12 protein-coding genes and 2 pseudogenes are annotated in these 18,490 nt (G+C 69.2%); 9 read left to right on the forward strand and 5 right to left on the reverse strand.

From position 1 onward, the window contains the following. Positions 1 to 6 precede the first annotated feature (6 nt). From ACFXDJ_RS31445 to ACFXDJ_RS31480, 8 genes and pseudogenes are all read left to right on the forward strand, one after another. Positions 7 to 402, forward strand: a complete 396-nt coding sequence (locus ACFXDJ_RS31445) for a hypothetical protein (protein WP_384851032.1) — start codon at positions 7 to 9, stop codon at positions 400 to 402. Beyond that, positions 399 to 620 carry a hypothetical protein gene (locus ACFXDJ_RS31450; RefSeq protein WP_384649059.1) on the forward strand — a complete coding sequence of 74 codons (222 nt, stop codon included), beginning with the start codon at positions 399 to 401 and terminating at the stop codon, positions 618 to 620. Before ACFXDJ_RS31445 ends, ACFXDJ_RS31450 begins: the two co-directional genes overlap by 4 nt. Before the next feature lie 318 nt (positions 621 to 938). Then, positions 939 to 2,368, forward strand: a pseudogene (locus ACFXDJ_RS31455) (NF041680 family putative transposase). A gap of 42 nt (positions 2,369 to 2,410) precedes the next feature. Further along, the gene (locus tag ACFXDJ_RS31460) at positions 2,411 to 2,737 is read left to right on the forward strand and encodes a hypothetical protein (protein ID WP_384649057.1); all 327 of its coding nucleotides are present in this window, start codon (positions 2,411 to 2,413) and stop codon (positions 2,735 to 2,737) included. Positions 2,738 to 2,917: 180 nt separating this feature from the next. Continuing rightward, the gene (locus ACFXDJ_RS31465; RefSeq protein ID WP_384649055.1) at positions 2,918 to 3,319 is read left to right on the forward strand and encodes a hypothetical protein; all 402 of its coding nucleotides are present in this window, start codon (positions 2,918 to 2,920) and stop codon (positions 3,317 to 3,319) included. Positions 3,320 to 3,924: 605 nt separating this feature from the next. Next, complete coding sequence (locus tag ACFXDJ_RS31470; RefSeq protein WP_384649053.1) at positions 3,925 to 4,449, forward strand: peptidylprolyl isomerase; 525 nt, start codon at positions 3,925 to 3,927, stop codon at positions 4,447 to 4,449. 147 nt (positions 4,450 to 4,596) lie between these two features. Further along, a complete protein-coding gene (locus ACFXDJ_RS31475) occupies positions 4,597 to 6,189 on the forward strand; it encodes an ISL3 family transposase (RefSeq protein WP_384649160.1) in 1,593 nt (530 codons plus the stop codon). 188 nt (positions 6,190 to 6,377) lie between these two features. Continuing rightward, positions 6,378 to 6,659 carry a hypothetical protein gene (locus ACFXDJ_RS31480; protein ID WP_384851034.1) on the forward strand — a complete coding sequence of 94 codons (282 nt, stop codon included), beginning with the start codon at positions 6,378 to 6,380 and terminating at the stop codon, positions 6,657 to 6,659. Positions 6,660 to 6,775: 116 nt separating this feature from the next. Here ACFXDJ_RS31480 and ACFXDJ_RS31485 read toward each other — a convergent pair whose 3' ends face one another. Both ACFXDJ_RS31485 and ACFXDJ_RS31490 read right to left on the reverse strand, forming a co-directional pair. Further along, positions 6,776 to 7,213, reverse strand: coding sequence for a leucine-rich repeat domain-containing protein (locus ACFXDJ_RS31485; protein WP_384649050.1), 438 nt, complete (start codon positions 7,211 to 7,213; stop codon positions 6,776 to 6,778). Between the two features lie 7 nt (positions 7,214 to 7,220). Further along, positions 7,221 to 7,367 (reverse strand): annotated as a pseudogene (locus ACFXDJ_RS31490) (AAA family ATPase); the annotation flags it as partial. Positions 7,368 to 7,794: 427 nt separating this feature from the next. On the opposite strand from ACFXDJ_RS31490, the gene ACFXDJ_RS31495 reads away from it, so the two are divergent. Continuing rightward, the gene (locus ACFXDJ_RS31495; RefSeq protein WP_384649048.1) at positions 7,795 to 9,372 is read left to right on the forward strand and encodes an RICIN domain-containing protein; all 1,578 of its coding nucleotides are present in this window, start codon (positions 7,795 to 7,797) and stop codon (positions 9,370 to 9,372) included. A 713-nt stretch (positions 9,373 to 10,085) separates the two neighbouring features. On the opposite strand, the gene ACFXDJ_RS31500 is transcribed toward ACFXDJ_RS31495, so the two are convergent. The 3 genes from ACFXDJ_RS31500 to ACFXDJ_RS31510 all read right to left on the reverse strand — a co-directional run bounded on the left by ACFXDJ_RS31500 (position 10,086) and on the right by ACFXDJ_RS31510 (position 18,334). Beyond that, a complete protein-coding gene (locus ACFXDJ_RS31500) occupies positions 10,086 to 10,922 on the reverse strand; it encodes a 3-oxoacyl-[acyl-carrier-protein] synthase III C-terminal domain-containing protein (protein WP_384649046.1) in 837 nt (278 codons plus the stop codon). 165 nt (positions 10,923 to 11,087) lie between these two features. Then, positions 11,088 to 17,012: an SDR family oxidoreductase gene (locus ACFXDJ_RS31505; protein ID WP_384851036.1), complete on the reverse strand. Its 5,925-nt coding sequence runs from the start codon at positions 17,010 to 17,012 to the stop codon at positions 11,088 to 11,090. After that, positions 17,012 to 18,334: an acyltransferase domain-containing protein gene (locus ACFXDJ_RS31510; RefSeq protein ID WP_384649043.1), complete on the reverse strand. Its 1,323-nt coding sequence runs from the start codon at positions 18,332 to 18,334 to the stop codon at positions 17,012 to 17,014. Before ACFXDJ_RS31510 ends, ACFXDJ_RS31505 begins: the two co-directional genes overlap by 1 nt. Positions 18,335 to 18,490: the final 156 nt, after the last annotated feature.

The following is an 18,490-nucleotide window of genomic DNA, read 5'->3' on the forward strand; positions in this document are numbered from 1 at the left end:
ACCATCATGCGTGCGAACCGTACGACAGCAGCCGCCATCGGCACGCTCGCCCTGGCAGGCGCCCTGCTCGCCGCCACCCCGGCGCTGGCGGTGTCCGCCAAGCCCGCCCCGAAGGGCGACGGGTCGAAGGCGATCTGCAAGCGCCTGCCGGACACCGAGAAGAAGGTCGCCAACTCGATCACCCGGCTGAGCGGCGACGCCACCGTGCCCGGCTCGATCGCCCGGCTGGAACAGCGGGTGGCCGACGCCAAGGCGGCCGGTCACACCGAGATCTACACCTACCTCAACGACCGGCTCACCTTCCGCAAGAGCCTGCTGCCCACTCTGAAGGGCCGGCAGAACGACCTGAAGTCCGTCAGCACCTGGTGCGCGGCCCAGGGCGCCCCGGCGGCGAAGAAGTGATCAACCGCACCGCGGCCGGTGTTGCCGTCCTGGTGGCGACGGCTGCCCTGCTCCTCACCGGCTGCGGCACGAACAAGGCAGCCGCACCGGACCGGACGGCGCAGTCGCAGTCCACAGACGGGGCGGACGACGCGCAGGCGCAGGAAATGCAGCAAAAGCTCGACAACGCCGACCAAACCGCCGCCCAGGCCGAGTCGGACGCGACGCAGAACAACTGACACAGACCCCGGCCTGTCCCGTCTCCTCCGGGGCAGGCCGCCGTGTCTTCCTCAACTCCGCCCCGGCAGCACGCGCGCCGACTCGCGACAGCTCCTGGCTCGGTTGAGTCAGGCCTTTCAGAGGCTTAGGTCGCGGCTACCCGACCTCAAGCAGCCCGGCTTACCCATCCAGTTCGGGAACAGGTACTCAGCTTGTCGTTTATCCACCAGCATCGAACTGGGCTCGAACTTGTGCGGCGTTTCCCCAGTTCACCGGGCGTGCGAGAGGCCGGGCCTCGATCCTGTGCTTAGGGTTGATGCAGTACGGAGGCCGGGATCGTGGGACTGGTCGAGCACGAGGTTCAACGGGCTGCGTTCGCGGCGGTGTCGGGGTTCCGGTCGGAGTTGTACGCGTGCCTGGTCTCCCGGAGCGATGCCCTGTTCGAGCTGTGCGACGCGCTGCTGTGCAGCGATGGGCCGGTGCGCACGCTCGTGGAGCTGGCCCTCGCGCCGGAGCACCGGCGCGGGCATGGTGCCCTGTGATCCGGGCTGAACCGGGGCCGGATCGATGTCGCCCGACTTCGTCGCGCGTTGGCGGGTGTGCCGCTGCCTCGGGCGAACGACGGCCGGCTGGTGTTGGCGGTGGACGTCTCTCCGTGGTTGCGGCCGGATGCCGACACCTGCTCGGACCGCTCGTTCTGTCACACTTTCGGCCGGGGGCTGGGCAAGCACCAGATGGTGCCCGACTGGCCGTACTCGATCGTCGCCGGCCTGGAGACGGGCGGGACCTCGTGGACCGCGCTGCTGGACGCGATCCGGCTGGAGCCGGGTGCGGACTTGGCCGCGGTCACCGCCGATCAGGTCCGCGACGTCGTCGAACGCCTCGTCGCGGCGGCCAGTGGCGGGACGGTGACCTGGACGTCCTGGTCGTGCTGGACGCAGGCTACGACGCACCTCGCATCGCCCACCTGTTGGCCGATCTGCCGGTCGAGGTGTTGGGCCGGCTCCGCTCGGACCGGGTGATGCGCAAGCCGGTTCCGGTGCCGTGGATCTGCCCGCCGCAGGGCGGGCGCCCGCCCAAGCACGGCGGCGAGTTCGTCTTCGGCCGCCCCGAGACCTGGGACGAGGTCACGGTGACGACCGTGACCGACACAGATCGGTATGGGACGGCGACGGCGCAGGCGTGGGACCGGCTGCATCCCCGGCTGACCCGCCGGGCGGCGTGGCTCAGCCACGAGGGCCCGTTGCCAATCATCGAGGGCACCGTGATGAACAAGCCCGTCTGGCTGTGGTGGTCGGCTACCGGTGCCCGCCCCGAGGACGTGGATCGGTGCTGGCGGGCGTTCCTGCGAAGGTTCGACGTGGAGCACACCTTCCGCCTGCCGAAACAGACCCTTGGCTGGACCCGGCCCAAGCTCCGGGACTCCCAGGCCGCCGACCGCTGGACCTGGCTCGTCCTGGCCACACACACCCAACTCCGCCTCGCCCGCCCACTCGCACGAGACCTCCGCCGTCCCTGGGAACGGCCGGCGGAACCGAACAGACTCACCCCGGCACGCGTCCGGCGCGGGTTCAGGAACCTGCACGCGAAGACCAGCACGCCGGCCCGTGCGCCGAAACCCACCCGCCCAGGCCCCGGCCGCCCACTCGGATCGAAGAACAGGCAGCCCGCCACCCGCTACGACGTCGGACGTGTCCTCGCCACCGGCGAGGCATATATCCGCCCCGCCCACCACAAGACAGGAGCCAAACCGCGACGCGTTGGATGACAGGCGAGCGCAGCATCAGTAGGTGCTGTGAGAGGGTGCGGTGTGTCCTACTACCTGCGGTTTTTCTTCGAAGTCGGCGCCCACACCCCATTGTGGCCAGGTCCGCCCGGTGATCCCGAACTCGACAGTCCTTACGGATACCCCTGCGAGCTGGAGCGGCTGCCGATCAGTTCGGATATCCAGGCCGAACTGGCGAGACTGGCCGATTGGTACTACTCGTCGCTCGACTGGGAGTACCCACCGAATCCGTCTCCGTGGCCCAAGGAACAACAAGAGCTGTTCACACGGCAGGCGGACGCTGCACTGGAGATTCTCCGCCGTGAGCTGGGTGACGCCTGGACAGTGGAAGACCGGCGCCAGCAGTTCTGACACCACGGTCGGTCACGACCGACCCCAGCCGTCAAACGACAAGCTCAGCTTGTCGTTTCTCCACCTGCGTCGAACTGGGCGCGAACTTGTTCGGGTTTCCCCAGTTCAGCGGACGTGCGGGGGGCCGGGACCCGATCCTGTGCTCAGGGTTGATGCAGCACGGAGGCCTGGAACGTGGGAGTGGTCGAACAGATCGTTCAACGAGACGCGTTCGTGCAGGCATCGGAGTTCCGATCGGAGCTGTATGCGTGCCCGACTTCCCGCGCCGACGCCCTGTTCGATCTGTGTGACGCGCTGTTGTGCACCGAGGGACCGGTCCGGACCCTCGTGGACCTGGCGCTCGCGCCGGAACACCGCCGCGGGCACCGGGCCTTGTCGTGGATGACCGCCCACGGCCTCCCGATCCGCCCCGACGTCCGGTGCGCCTCGTCGACGACGATCAGGTCCCAGGTCGAAAGGCCGGCGTTGCGCGCGGCCTCGGGCCGGAGTGCGCGGTCCTGGGAGACGGTCGAGGCGATCATCGCCGTCTGCGGCGACACGCACGGCAGGGTGGAAGCCCCGAGCCGATGCGCGCGCCCTTAGCCAGTCATGGGGATGCCCGTTCCCATGTGCGGGAGGCTAGGGCCGGGCTGTGCTGGTGGGTATGGGTGAGGACGGCCGGTTGGTGCGGGGTGTGGTGGTCCGTCGGTTGTCGGCGGTGGACCAGGAGCCGGGGGTCGGTGTCGTCGCTGCATGTGCGGGTGATGGCGGAGGCTGCCGGTGTCGGTTCGGACGGTATGGAAGCGTCTGGCGGAGCCGTCTGGAGCCTGTGGTGCGGCCGACGCCTACAGCGCCAGTGGCTCCGTCGAGCAGGGACGTCAGCTGCAGGGTGAGGACCTCGGGATCGGCCGGGCCAGCCTCCCGCCGTTAACTATTCCCGCGGACCAAACCCACGCCCTAGACTGCGACCGCTTCAGGACTTGGCGATCATCGGGAGGGCGTGCGAGATGAAACGGGCACTGATCAGCGCATTCGCGGCCGTGACGTTAGTCGTGTCCGGGGGGAGCGTCGCCACTGCTGCTGACGGTGCTCCGCCGCGCACGACGCACGGCCCTTGCCAGTACGCACAGACCCCGGACGAGCCACCGGCGCGCTCCGTTCCGCTGCCGCCTGACCCGCGGCACACCCCCAGTCGTGGCACGGTTGATATGGCTGTTCCGACCAGCCAGGGCCCGCTCCCGCTGCACTTGGACCGGGCCAAGGCGCCGTGCACGGTCCAGAGTTTCCTGCACCTGGCACGGCATGGGTTCTACGACCGGACGGTGTGCCACCGTCTGACGGCGTACCCGACGCTGAAGGTCCTGCAGTGCGGCGACCCGACCGGTACCGGTGAGGGCGGGCCCGGGTACAAGTACAAGGACGAGCTGCCGGTGGACCTGCCGCCGGCACCGACCGATCCGACCGGCGCGCGCCGCCTCTATGGGCGAGGCCTGCTGGCGATGGCCAACGCAGGTCCGGACACGAATGGTTCACAGTTCTTCGTCGTTTACGGCGACTCCGCGCTGCGACCGAACTACACGGTGTTCGGCACGGTCGGCGCCGACGGCCTGACGACACTCGACAAAGTCGCCGCCGGAGGAATCGAGCCGACCGCGGAGGCCCCGGCACCGGTCGACGGCACACCCGTGCTACGGACCGAGCTGCTCTCCGTCCGGCCGTCCTGCCAGCATTGACGCGTGGGAGTGTCAGTTTCTTTGTGTAGGCCCTGGTGCTGACTTCGGCTGGATGCGGTACGGCGTCCGCTGTTGGACGGCTGGCTTCGTTCATCTCCAGCGACAGCGTTTGTTGGCGAGTTTGGGCAGCCTTTAGTGGTGCTGGTCATGCTGACCGATGCACCGTTCTGGCACTCGCTGGTGTTCGAGGGGATCGACGATGTGGATGTCGAGGCGGTTACGGCCGCGTTCGGCACGGTCGAGGTGGCGGCGAGAGGCCGTGCGGCCGGCTCTGTATGTCCGGACTGCGGCCGCTTCTCGGATCGGGTTCACGACCGATACCAGCACAGGCTGAAGGACCTTCCGGTCGCCGCGCAGGGCTTTGTGATCCAGTTGACGGTCCGGCGCTTCATCTGCGGGTCGGCCGAGTGCCCGCGCCGGACGTTCGCCGAGCCGTTCTCGCGGCTGGCTGCCCCGCACGCACGGTTCACCACGCGTCTCAACCACGCCCTGGAGCGAGTGGGGCTCGCGCTGGCCGGGCGGGCCGGAGCTCGGCTGGCTGCCCAGCTGGGCTTCGGCGCGGGACGGATGACCTTGTTACGCAGGGTAATGGCGTTGCCCGATCCGAAGTTCAGCACTCCGCGCGTGCTGGGCGTGGACGACTTCGCGATCCGTCACGGCCAGACCTACTCCACAGTCTTGACCAGCGTCGAAGGCCATCGCGTGGTCGACGTGCTCCCGACACGTGAAGCCGGGCCACTGGCCGCCTGGCTGATCCGCCACCCCGGCGTGGAGATCATCTGCCGGGACCGGGCGGGCGCCTACGCCGAGGGCGCCCGCCGTGGTGCCCCCGACGCTCTGCAGATCGCCGACCGGTTCCATCTGTGGCAGGGCCTCGGCCGAGCGGTGGAGACCTGCGTCGCCGCCCACCGCGACTGCCTGCGCAATCCTTCACCAAGGGACATGCCGCCGGAGGCCACCCGAGCGGCTGCCGCCCAGCCGCAGGACGACCCGGCACCCGTCGGCCGGCGGGCTGAGCGGAAGAAGGCAGCACACGCCTTGGTGCACGAGCTGCTTGCCCGAGGCCACTCGCGCCGGGCGATCGCCCGGCACCTGGGCTGGGGTCTCAACACCGTGCTCCGGTACGCGAACGCCGCGAACTGGCAGGACACCATCCGCGAAAACCGGCCCCGCCCCAGCAGACTGGACCCATACAAGCCTTACCTGGAGCAACGCTTCGCCGCGGGATGCACGAGCGTCACCCACCTCCATAGGGAACTCGTTGCCGACAACGCGCCCGTCACCTACCAGATGGTCCGATCCAACATCGCCACCCTCCGCGGGGCTCCGGCCGGCGCGCCGCAGCGGCCGCCGACGGTGCGGCAGGTGACCGGCTGGCTCACCCGGCACCCCACGACCCTGACCGAGGAAGATCGGGTCGGCCTGAAGGAGGTCCTGGCCCGCTGCCCCGAACTGGACAAGGCCGCCGGACACGTCCGCGACTTCGGCGAGATACTCACCGACCGCCTCGGCTCCACACTCCCCACCTGGATCGACGCAGTCGATGACAGCCAGCTACCCTGTCTCACCGGCTTCGCGCTCCACCTTCTGCGGGACATTGACGCCGTGATAGCTGGGCTCACTCTCGACTGGAGCTCCGGCAGCATCGAGGGCGCCGTCAACCACATCAAGAAGATCAAGCGCCAGCTCTACGGCCGAGCCGGATTTGAACTCCTCCGCAAGATGATCCTGCTCCAGTAACACTGTGCGAGCAGCCGCCCAGCCGTGGCAGGATGGCCTCATGTTGATCCGAAAGGGCGATGCCGCGTAGGCGTCCCAAGGCCGTCCGCGCAGAGCGGTGGCGGCCACAATGGCAGTGTTCGGTCCTGAGAGTCCGCGGAGTCTCCGCGCGGACTCGTGCAGCGATCCGCCGGGTCGAAGACCAGGAGATGTGGCTCAACGCGGTCGCCAATGCGCTCTCGTGTTTCGAGCGAGCCTTTAACCAGCCGGGACGCTACCTGGATGCCTCCGAGTTCGAATCGCCCGGGGTGGGAGATGCTCGTGATGACCTCGACTGGGCGATGCGGCACCTTCCTCCCGGAGCGCAACGGGACTTGGGCCGACTGATCACACGCATCGATGAGGAACTCGAGCGCCGCACCCTGCCCGACCCCAACAGTATTGAGCTGGCGGGTTTCGGCTGGTGGTGGACCAGAATGCGAGAACGCTGACGGGCCCCGGACCCGCGCCCACAATCGAACGACAGCGTCACCCTCCGCGACCACTCCCCAAGATCTGTGCCAGAACCGAGAAATAGCAGCAGTGTGGCGCGAGGGGGGCGTCGCTGTCACGTCAAGACGATGCACCCCCGCCGCTCCAGCTCGCTGAGGAGCGATAGGGAGGGATCGACCTTGTTCCATCGCAGATCCAGCTTCTCCAGCGATGGCATCAGGGCGAGCCAGTCGGGCAGCTGGCCGAGGTGGTTGCTCCGCAGGTCGATCTGACGCAGTCGCGGGAGGCCGGCCAGTGACTCCGGCACCTCGGTCAGGGAGTTCTCGCGTAGGTCCAGGTGGCGCAGTTCATGCAGCTCGGCTGCTGACGACGGAAAGTGCTCGATCGCGTTCCCTCGGAGCCACAGCTCACGCAGGCAGCGGAGCTGGCCGATGGCATCGGGCAGGGCGGTGAGCCGGTTGTGCTGTGCCCTGAACTCGATGAGGCCGCTCATCCCACCGATGGTCTCTGGCAGGGTAGTGAGGGAGTTCTCACCGACGTTGAGGTAACGCAACCGGGTCTCGCCGGGCCCTGTCGTCGCACTCGGCCATCAGCAGCTCGGCGAGGAAGCCGCGGTAGGTCATGTGGTCCTTCATTGCCCGGTTGGTGATGTCGGAGAACTCGTGCCTGAGCTCCGGAAGCCGCAACAGGCGGCAAGCCGTGTCGATGGCCGTGGTGGCGGCCTGCTAGGTCAGTCCTCGCTGGCGGGGCAGGGTCACTGTGCTTCTCCCTCGTGGTGTTCACCGCCGCTGGCGCGACGGTGTCGGAGCGGTTGGTGGTCGGCGCCGCCCGCGGAATCTCCGCGACCCTCGACGTCGGCACCGGCTGCGGCCGAATCAGCACGCGCTGGGCAACGCCGGCGGCGCCGCGGCCGCCCTGAAGATCCACGCGACCACCGCCTAAGGAGACATCGCGGCCCGCGCCTTCTGAGGTGTCCCGGCGGTCCTGTCGTGGGCGAGCGGGGGGTCGGATCGTTCTTTGACGGCCAGGCGTTCAGGCCAGCGGCCTGAAAGACGTCGATGCCGTGGAGTGATAAGGCCGTTACCTTCCGTACTGGGCCTGTGTCGCAGGCACTTGACGTGGGAGGTACGCCGCATGTCGGACAGCACACCGCCGGTAACTGAGGGAACCGAGGGACCCGCGACGACGCGGGAGGAGCGGGTCGCGCGGCTTCGGACCCTGCTGTCGGGAGCCCGCGCGGACACGCGCTGGGCCAGGCGCCTGAGGGTGAACCGGAACAGCAACATCCTGATCGAGACCGCGTTGCATGCCGCTGCCCGGCTCAGCGAGGGCTTACCGCTGTCGGACCTTGAGCAGGACCTGGTCGACCAGATGGCCCGGATTGTGACCGTGGAGGAGGTCGCGGAGTACGGCAAGCTCTACAAGGATGCCCCCGCCGTCGGGGAGTTCTTTCCCTCCGGCGTGGCGCGGATCGAGCTGGAGCGTTCCTACTCGATGGCGGACTACGCGGCGGACCAGGAGACCCTTGTCCGGGACATTCTGGCGCAGCCCAATGTCAACATCATCGACCTGTCCTCCCCGTCCGCGGGGGCGCAGCTGGACAGTCCGGACAGCGAGGAATTCGTCGCCGCGATGGGCGAGTACGGATCGGCGCTCACGGTGATCACCGGACCCCCGCCCGGCGCTGAGGCCCTCGCACCGAGCACCTTCACCCTGAAGGCGCACAAGTTCATGAGTGTGCGGGGATCCGACGAGATCGGTGCCGACGAGTTCTACTGGGCCTCGGGCGCGGGCAGCGACCAGGTTGCCCGCCGTGAGTACCGCTCCCGTGTCTTCACCGACATGTACACCGGCAACACCCGGAACTTCAGCGACTCCGACGTCCTCTTCCAGGGCCGCGTGGACCGCTTCTTCTACATGGACATCGAGGCGTGGGAGGAGGATAGCGGCAGCATCTGGAGCGAGATCAGCAAGTTCCTGTACAAGATTTCCGACAAGGCGATGGAGGCGGCCGAAAGGGGTCAGGCGTCCGGCGTTCCGGACGACAACGCCCAGGCGGCCGCCGGAGCCCTTGCACTGTTCGGGGTTGCCACCGAGTTCATCGGCTGGCTGTTCTCGCTCTTCGAGAACAAGGACGACTTCGTCGCCCACCGCTCCTACGGCATCACCCGCGCCGGACTCGTCGCCCTCAGCCAGATCCCGCCAGGCGCAGGGTGGCCGGCCGGCGTGTCCACCTACGAGTTCAACGGCGGCAACGAAGGACACCTCAGGCTCTGGATCCACACCACCTACCAGCCCGCGCCCGAGCCCCACCCGCGAAGCTACGCGCTCAGCATGAACAGCACCGGTGCGGTGACCGGCCGGCCGTACGCGGGCGACGCGGACCAGAGCTTCAAACGCATTTCGCAAGCCGACGGCTCCACCGGCATCCGAAACGGCTACTACAACCTCGCACTGACGATGAGCAACACCGGTGCGGTGACCGGCCGCCCGTACGTGGGTAACGTGGATCAGAGCTTCATTCTGGTCCCGCAGGCCGACGGATCCGTCGGCATCCGCAGCGTCTACCACAACCTCGCGCTGAGCGTGAGCAGCGCCGGTGCGGTGACCGGCCGCCCGTACGTGGGCACCCTGGACCAGAGCTTCGACATCGTTCCTCAGGACGGCGACGACTCCACCGGCATTCGAAGTGTCTACTACCTGGCCCCCTGATCAACGAAGATCATCGCATGTCGCCCGTTCAGCGTGGTCCGCAGCGGCTGACCCTTCGGCGAGTAGTCTTCCTGGCCTGAAGGCGTGTCCGGTGGGTCGAGTGACAGGATCCACCGGGCACGCCGTAGCCCCTGCGGGGGTGGGTCGGCGGTAGCCGCGTCGGTATGGCGTGCGGCTGAGTCGCCGTCCGGCCTTCAGCGTGAGACCGAGACCGGGCTGTGGGCGCCGACGGATCCGTCCGGACGCTCGGTGTGCCTCATCGATGATGGTGAGGTCCCAGCCCGGGAGGCCGGCGTACGTGGCGTACACGGTGACCTTTCCAGCCCCCGGGTCCACTCCACCAACTCGTTCACGTCCGTGGTACCGGTGAAGGAAACCTCCTCACCCTGCAGTGAGGACACCCCGATCATCGGGCCCGGCGGCCGTCCGGAAGGCTTGTCCGAACCAGCCCATTTACCACTTAGTGTGGAGGCTTAGCGTCGGAGGTGGTGCTTCGGAATCGGTTCCGGGAGGGTAATCCCCTTCAGTGGAGCGGAGTTTGAGGCTCTAGAAGAACCCAACAGCCTTTGGCGAATAGCTGATAAAAATGTTCTTCGACTGCTGGTGGTACATGCGCCACACCGCTCCTGACCAGGCAAAATGAAGGTACCTGCCTTCGGCGGGCTGGTGATGGCCCGCAACTGGCCCGGATCTTGGCAGGCCCTGCGCATGGACTATCGGGCGTCGGGTCGTTCGGTCGTTTGCAGGACGGCGATGGTCCAGCGGAAACCCATGCCGAAGCTGATGAGCAGGATGTGCTCTCCGGGTGCGGGTTGCTTGGTGCGGAGAAGGTGGTTGAGGGCCAGGAGGATGTCGCAGGCGCCTGCGTGTCCGGTGTGGCGGCCGAAGGCCCAGCTGCTCTTGGTGCGGCTGAGGAAGAGTGGCGGGCCGGTCAGCAGGACGTCGATGACGGGGGCGCCCATGGCGATCACGAGGGTGTGGGAGATGTCGCTCGGCGTCAGCTCGGCTTCGCCCAGGGCGGCGAGGACGGAGACGTGGGTGCATTCGCGCAGTGAGGTCAGGTACGGGGCGACCCCGGTGTCCTCGAGGAGCATGCGTCTGCGGAGCCGGAAGTCCTGCAGGGTGAGGGTTCCGCGGCTGAGGTTCTCCAGGTGTGGTGCTGATGTATGGGTTGTGGTGATAAGCCGGGCGTATCCCGGTTCGCGGGTGAGGACTGCGGCGGCTGCTCCGTCGCCTACGACGATTCCGGCTTCATCCTCCAGGCGGTCGTCGTGTAGACGGCTCGACAGTGAGCCGGCCGTGATCAGAGCGGCGCGTGCCTCGGGGCGGGCGGTGAGGTGTTCGGCGGCGCTGACCAGGGCTGCGGCCCCGCCGTTGCTGGCGGCGCCGATCTCGACGCTGAGGGCGTGCGGGGCGTTCAGTACGCGTTGAAGGTAGGTGACGGGGGTGTAGTGGTCGTCGTCCCGGTAGCCGGCATGGGCTATCAGACTGAGTTCGCTGCTGCCGCGTCCGCTGTCCCTGAGTGCTTGCAGAGCTGCTCGTCCTGCCATCTCCGCGGCGGTGTCGCCCGTCGAGCGTGCCGCGGAGAGGTACTCGTTGACGTCGGCCGGGGATTGGCTGGACGTCCCTTGTCTGGGGCGGATCCGGGGAATCCACGCGCCTGTTCCGGCGAGGTGAATGTCATGCCACAGCATGGTGGGTTCCTTCGGACGGGTTCAGAGGGCCGGGGTGGTGCCCGCGGGCAGGGGAATGAGGTTGTGCTGAGAGTCGAGGGTGGCGGTGGGGTGGCAGGTCAGCCCGGTGGTCCTGGCCAGGACCGTTCCGTCGCCGGTGTGGGCGGTGAGTGTGCCGGTCGCGAGGTCGTGGGACAGGTGGATCGTCTTGTGGACTGCGGTCAGGTCGAGGTCGTTGCCCGCGGTGGCGAGGTCCACGGTGGTGATCCCTGCGAGGGGGCCGAGGAGCGGTCCGGTGTCACGTGCCCGGGGGAGTGCCAGGAGGTGTCCCATGGCGTCGAGCAGGAGGGCGGGGACACGTAGCCGGGTGAGGGGCTCGGCGCAGGTCTCGGGGTGGAGGTCGAAGATCGCCGTGGTGCCTTGCGGCCCGGATGTGTGCTGGATGGTGGCGGCGAAGGGGCCGCTGAGATGGATGATCTTGTTGGGCCGGTAGATGGGCAAGGTGTCCGCCTCGTACGGCGACTGCGGTCCGGGGTCCGGCGGCGCGGCGAGGTCGGGGTGACGGGTGCTCAGCAGGACCTGTGCCCGGTGGCACAGGTCGTCGAAGCGCAGGACCTTGCCCGTTGCGCTCACGCGGTTGGTGGTGATCCGGACGGCGACCGTGGCGGTGTGTTGGTCCTGCTTGAGGATGTGGGCCTCGGTCTTGATGGTGCGTGGCCGGTCGGCGCGGACCGTGATGCTGGCGTTGCAGACGAGGTCGCGGAATCCGACCACCGCCAGGTCAGGCCGTAGCTGTGCGGCGGCTTCGGCTGCCGCTTCCAGGACGAAGGTGCCGGCGACTTCGGCCACGCCGCCCACGAGGTGGTGGCGGAGCCATCGTCCGTCGCCTTCGGGGAGGGAGCGGGGCTCCCAGGTCTTGGTGAACACCCCCCAGTGGCGTCCACGCATCAGGGTTCCGTCCAGGAGCGGCCCGGTGGCCGGGCCGGCGGGGGCCGCGCTGGGTGGCGCCGGGGGGAGGTGCGGTTTGGGCTGTCCGGAGATGTTTAGCCGGGTGAACATCGCCTGCTCGTCGTCGCGGACGAAGAGGAGGACCGGGTCCCGGGGTGGTCGGGTGAGGGCGGACAGGAATTGGGCGCAGCCTTGTTCGTTGGTGACGAAGGCGTCCACCCCGTGTTGGACGAGCGTGTCGGCGGAGTCGAGGGTGGCGACCACGCCTACGGAGCGCCAGCCGGCCCACAGGATGGCGAACTCGCCGTGGCCGCCCGGGAGGTGGTGTGCCCAGGCGGTGGCGTGGTTGAGGTATTCGCTGGCGGCGGTGTAGTCGGCGTCGCCGGGGACCACGGTGACGGAGGCCATGCTGCTGAAGTTGCACCAGATGCGTGGGGCGCGGCCGGCGAGCGCGTGTTTGAGGTTGCGGTAGCCGGCCGCTTTGGTGGCGCGGACCTTTTGGAAGTCGGCGAGGGGCTTGGCGGGCAGCGCACGGGAGCGCAGGTCGAGGACTCCGTTGATCAGGAGGTCGATACGGCCGTGCCGGTCGTGGATCTCGTCCAGTACCGCCGTGGTGCGCTCCCGGTCCAGGATGTCGCAGGCGCGGTAGTGGACCCGGTCCTCACCGCACAGCTGTTTCAGCCGCGCGATGGTCCCGGCGGCTTCGGCGGTACGGCGGTGCTGGTCGTAGCGGGCTTTGAGCTGGGCGACGCTCAGATCCGGGTGGGCCCGGCGCTCTGCACTCATGAACTCGGCCTGAGGAGGCAGGAGCGGCGGCTGCCGGTCCGGTGGGGAGGTGCGGCCGACCAGGTAGACGGTGGGGCGGGTGATCGAGCGGGCGAGGGCCGCGAGGATCTCGGAAGTGATGCCTCGGGCTCCGCCGAAGGCGACGATCACCGACTCCGGGGGCAGCGGGGCTGCCGCCTCGTCCGGGGGGCTGACGGGTTCCGGGTGGTCGGTGAGGGCGTACTGGAGCCAGGTGTCCCCGTCGCGAGCGACGGTGTGTAGCGGCACGGGCAGGCCGACGGCCTCGGAGAGCTGCCGTAGTGCGGTGTCGCAATCGTCGGTGCTCGTGAGAACGGTCAGGCCGTCGCACTGCTCGATCTCGGTGCGGACGGACCGGATGAGTCCGCTGAAGTACCCGCTCAGGGGGTGGGGCAGGCCGTCGGGCAGGGCGCCCATCATGAGGGCGGCGAGGCTGCCGCCGGAGCGCAGCGCGGGTAGGGCGGACTGGACGGTGGTGAAGGCCAGGTCCATGAGCGACTCGGCGCGTGCGGCCTGCACCTCGTCAGCGGGGCCGGTAGGAGCGGTCAGCCGGGACAGGATACGGATGTGGCGGGGAACGAACGGCAGCTCCGCCAGTGCCCGGCCGGTGTCTTCGGGCAGGACGTGCTCGGCCTGGGGAATGTCCGGGCGCGGTGTCCACACCGCGGTATTCGGTGAGGCGGCGCGTGCGGCGAGTTCGGGATCGTCGGTGACCACGATGGCGCCGTCGGGGATCGCCGGCTGTTGCCGGAGGTTACGGGGGGTTGGCATGGTGATCAGCCGCGCGCTCTGGCGTCGGCCTAGCCCGGCTTCGTCGGGGCGCGGCGCCGCTTTATGCGAGAGTGCGGTGGTTGGACCGGGGGCTGTGAATTGCAGGGCGGGTGTGGACGGCTGATCCGGTAGCAGCAGTCGGTCGCTGCCGGAGTGGATGGCCTCGACGATGGCGAGCGCCGTGTCGGCCGCGAGGTAGGTGCGCTCAGCGCCGGCCAGGGCGGGCAGCTCGTGCCCCCGGATCCCTTGCTCGTCGGGGGCGCTGGCGGTTGTGGTGGTGAGGGTGCCCATGATCGGCAGGCCGTGGCGCTCTGCTGTGTCGCGGCGTGCGACGGCCAGGAAGACGGCGGCCTCGGCGACGGTGCGCCCGTCCGGGACGACGCTGTCGAGGTAGCCGTGCCAGCCCCGGCCGGGGCGGCCGGATACGGCACCGATGAGGGCCAGTTCGCACGCGCCGTGGCGCAGTTGGCGAAGGCCTGTGTCGATGGCCGCGTGCGTCGAGTCCCGGCCGCCGTACACCGTGATGCCGAAGCCGTTGAGGTCGTGGTAGTTGGTGGCCCGCCCGGAGTTGAGGCCCGCGTTGGCTCCGGTGAAGTCGTCCTCGGTGACTTCGGGGCCGGAAACGCGTACCGCCTCCTCCAGGTGTGCCTTGAGGACCTCGATCTGGCCGCTGTCGGGGAGGATCTCCAGTGCCTCGGCGCATTCGGCCGCGTGGACGCGTAGGCCCAGACGCAGGAAGTGAGCCATGGGCAGGGCGGTGCCCACGATCACGGCGGTGGTGGGCTTGAGGGCGTGCGAGGCGGGACCGAGCTGCTCCAGGAGCAGACCGGCTGCCTGAAGGGTCATCAGCTGGGTGTGGTCCATGTGTGCGGTCGTCCGTGGGGGTATCCGCAGCTCGTGTGGCGAGGGCGATGGATACGGATCCGCGAACACGGCTTCCGGCGCGGGCCCCTCCTGCCGCAGCCAGGCTGCCGCCTGTCCGGGGTCCGCGCCGGGCAGATGCGTACTCCACCCGACGACGACGGTTTCAGCCTCGGGTGTCGAAGGGGACGGGGACGCGGAGGACGCCGGCGAGGAGGCCGGAGTGCGGTCGGCCAGGACGGCGTGCGCGCCGGTGCCGCCGAGGCCGAACGCCGAGACCCCGACGATCCGCGGCCGGCTCGGGTCGGCCGCCCAAGCGGTGGATTCGACGGGGACGGTCAGGCGGCTCTCGCTCAGCAGTGGATGGGGTGCCTCGTGGCAGGACTGGCCCGGAATGCTCTGCTGTTCGAGGGCGAGGAGCGCGTGGACTACGGAGACCAGCCCGGCCAAGGTGCCGGTGTGGCCGACGACAGACTTGTTGGACGTCAGAAGGCAAGCTCTGGCGTGGTCTCCGAGCCGCGCACCCAGGGCGCGCAGCTCCACGGCATCGCCGACCGGGGTGGCGGTGCCGTGTGCCACGATCCAGTCGATGTCCTCGGGCTCGATGTCGGCGTCCTTCCACGCCCGGGTGATCGCCAGCTCCTGGCCTCGCTCGGCGGGGGCGTGGATGGCCTTGCCCTTGCCGTCGGCGGCAAGCCCCGTACCCAGGACGAGCCCGAGGATCCGGTCACCGTCGGCCCGTGCCCTGGCCTCCGTCTTGAGAGTGAGCATGACGGCTCCCTCCCCGATCAGGGTGCCGTCCGCGGCCTGATCGAACGGCCTGATCTGCCCGCTCCTGGTGATCCCCTGGGCCTTGGAGAACAGCGCGAGGCCCAGGGGTTCGACCACCGAGCTGCCTCCGACCAGCGCCGCGTCGCACGAGCCGTCGCGCAGGGATTTGACAGCGGTATCCAGCGCGTAGAGGCCGCTGGCGCAGGCGGCGTCCAGTACGAGAGTCCGGGTGTCGTCGGGGACCAGTCCCGCGAGTGCGGCGTTCAAGGACGCTTGTGGCAGCGCGAGCAGCGGATCGCTGCCGTCGCCGTCGTAGCGCGTGGAGATGGCGTGCGCCGCGAGCTCGGCCAGCCACTCCCCACCCTGGACGTCCGCAAGGTGCCGGCGCAGCAGCTCCTGGTACTCCTGCCCCAGTACGGCGCTCTGGCGTCCCGTTCCGATCAGGTCCTGAACTCCCGTGGCCACCGCGAGCCAGCGGTCACCGTCGGACCGTGTCACGTTGTCCAGAGCCTGAACAGCACAGTGCCGCATCCAGCCCACCGCCTGTGGCAGATCCGTCCGCCCCGGATCCCAGTGGTCATCGGGAACCATCCGAGGGTCGGGAACGAACCCGTGGTGGTAGCCCGCGCGCCGCGCGTAGAGGCGGTCTGACGTGTCAGGGTCGGGGGACCAGAAGTCGTCGATGCGGAAGGTGCTCGGCTCGGAGAACAGCGGTGTTCCCTCGCACAACCGCTGCCAGAACTCCTGGGGGCTGTTCGATCCGGGAAGAGTCACACCGATGCCCACGACGGCGATGGGCACTCCGCCCGGCGCCGCGGGGCTCTTGGTCGCGGACCGGGCTGGACCGGGGACGGTCCCGGGGGCCGGGACCTCGCTCCGAGCACCGACGTTACCTGGGGCTGGGGCCACGCTCCGGGCATCGACGTCGCCGAGGGCCGGTTCTTCGGGGCGGCGGGCGCCCGGTCGGTCCGTGGTGTCGGCCGGCCCCGATCGGCGGGCCTGCGCCGAAAACCTGGACTCCGCCGCGAACCGCCGGAGGGCGGCGATCTCAAGTCCTCCGTCGGCCGTGATCGTCTGACCGGTGATGTAGCCGGTGGCATCGCTCACGAACAGACCGACGAGCTCGGCCGCCTCGGCCATGGAAACATTGCGCCCCAGCGGTATGGCGGTCGGCGCCTGCCGCTCGAAGGCACCCGGATCGCTGAACGACTCGTGGATTTCGCTGGTGACCGTAGCGAGCGACAGCGTGTTGACGCGGATTCCGCGCGGTGCCAGTTCCACGGCCAGATAGCGGACCAGAGCCTCCAAGCCCGCCTTGGAAACACCGGTGGCGCCGTACCCCGTGATGGGGAGCGCCGACCCGAGGCTGGACAGGCACAGGATGCTCGCTCCGGCCCGCCCCGACATCAGGTCGGCAGCGCGGCGTGAACAGTGGTAGGCGCCCATGACGTTGGTACGCCACGCCCGCTCCCAGTACGTGTCGTCGATGTCGAGGAGCGGAAGGAAGGCTCCGGCAGCCGCATTGTTCACCAGGATGTCCAGGCCGCGGTGCCGCTCGGCGACCGCGTCGAACATTCTGTCGATCTCTGTGGTCTTGGCGACCGATGCCCGCAGGAACTCGCAGCTGTACCCGGCCTGCTCCAGCTCGGCCTGGAGCAGGCCGGCCTGCTCCACGGAATGGAAGTAGTTGACGATGACATGGGCGCCTCTGCGGGCCAGCGTGCGGACGATCTCCGCGCCCAGGCTCCGGCTGCCACCCGTGACCAGCGCGATACGCCCACTGAGGTCACCGGCAGGCGGTAAGGCCGCCATCACCGTCCCGCTCCGGGCGCAGACCCGCCGCTCACCACGGTTTCGGCGATCCGCCGCAGGGTGCCATGGTCCAGCAGCGAGGCGTTGCCCCGCAGTTCGGCGACGTCGAACCGCTCGGCGACCCGCGCGAGCAGCGTGACCTGCTTGAGGGATTCCACCCCGAGGTCCGCCTCCAGACTGTCGTCCTCGCCCAGCAGCTCGGGCGGATACCCCAGGAACTCGCCGTAAAGCACCTGGAGCTCGCGCAGGACATCCGCATAGCCGAGAGCCGATGGCGTCCCGGCTGCCACAGTGGCTGTAGCCGGGGGAGGAACCGCGGTCAGGACCTGGGCCACAGCCGGGGCGGGGGCCAGAGCTGGAGCCGGGACCGGGGCCGCAGCCTGGGCTGAGGCCGGGGTCGGGGGCGGCAGGCTCTGCGGGATGGACGACGCCGACGGGGGCTGGGTAACGGCGGGCGGGGAGAAGTTCCCTGCCGTGCGCGTGCCCGTGCCCGCGCCCGTGCCGGGAAGGGCACGGGCCGAGACGGTCGGTGAGGACGGCGCCGCCCCGATCCGGGGCGCGGGGCGCAGCGAGCCGGCCTTGCCGGCTGCCAGCGCCCCAATGGCATGGACTGGGCCCCCGGGTTCGGCGAGGGGGGTGTAGACGTGGACCGCCGGGACGGTGGCCTGGACCAGACGCCCGACCAGCAGGCGCTCACCGCATTCGACGAATACCTCGGCCCCGGCTGCGTGCAGGTCCCGTACGACGTCCAGTAGTCGCACGGGCATGGTCAGCGACGAGGCCACCATCTCCACCGGGTCCCAGTCGCCGGCTTCACGCCCCAGCTGGGTGGACCACACACGCCAGCGCCCCGGCCCGTACGGCACGCGGGGAGCCTGCTCTCTTAGCGCCCGCGCTGCGGGCGTCACCGCAGGAGTGTGGGTGTAATGAGGGAAATCCAGCCGACTGTGCGGCCAGCCGAGGACTTCGGCCAGCCTGGCGGCCTCAGCGATCTCCTGTGCCGGGCCGCTGAGTACGCTCTGCCGCGGGGCGTTCTCACAGGCCAGTACGAGGTCCGGATGGCCGATCAGCCCGGCCAGATGAGCGGCCTCGCGGCCGCTGGCGCCCACCGCGAGCATCGCACCGTCCCACCCCTGCCGCGTCAACGCCCTTGAGCGGGCCACCGCCAGGCGAGCGGCGTCCTCAACAGACAGCCGTCCCGCGGCAGCCAACGCCCACAGTTCCCCCACGCTCTGGCCCACGATCGCGAAGGGGGCCACCCCTGCGGCAACCAGCGCCTCGTGCACGGCGATACCGACCGCGAAGATCTCCAAGTACTGCACGTCCGGATCAGGACGGGAAGCAGCCGGCCCGTCGGACCCGACCAACCTGGCCACCACATCGGGCAGACCTAACTCCCGCGCAACATGCCCGATCCGCGCGAGCACCTCGCCGACCTGGGGGAATTCTGCCCGGAGCTCCCGCAGGATGCCCCCTCG

Origin of the sequence: Streptomyces sp. NPDC059443, from assembly GCF_042750105.1 — a bacterium.
GTDB lineage: Bacteria > Actinomycetota > Actinomycetes > Streptomycetales > Streptomycetaceae > Streptomyces.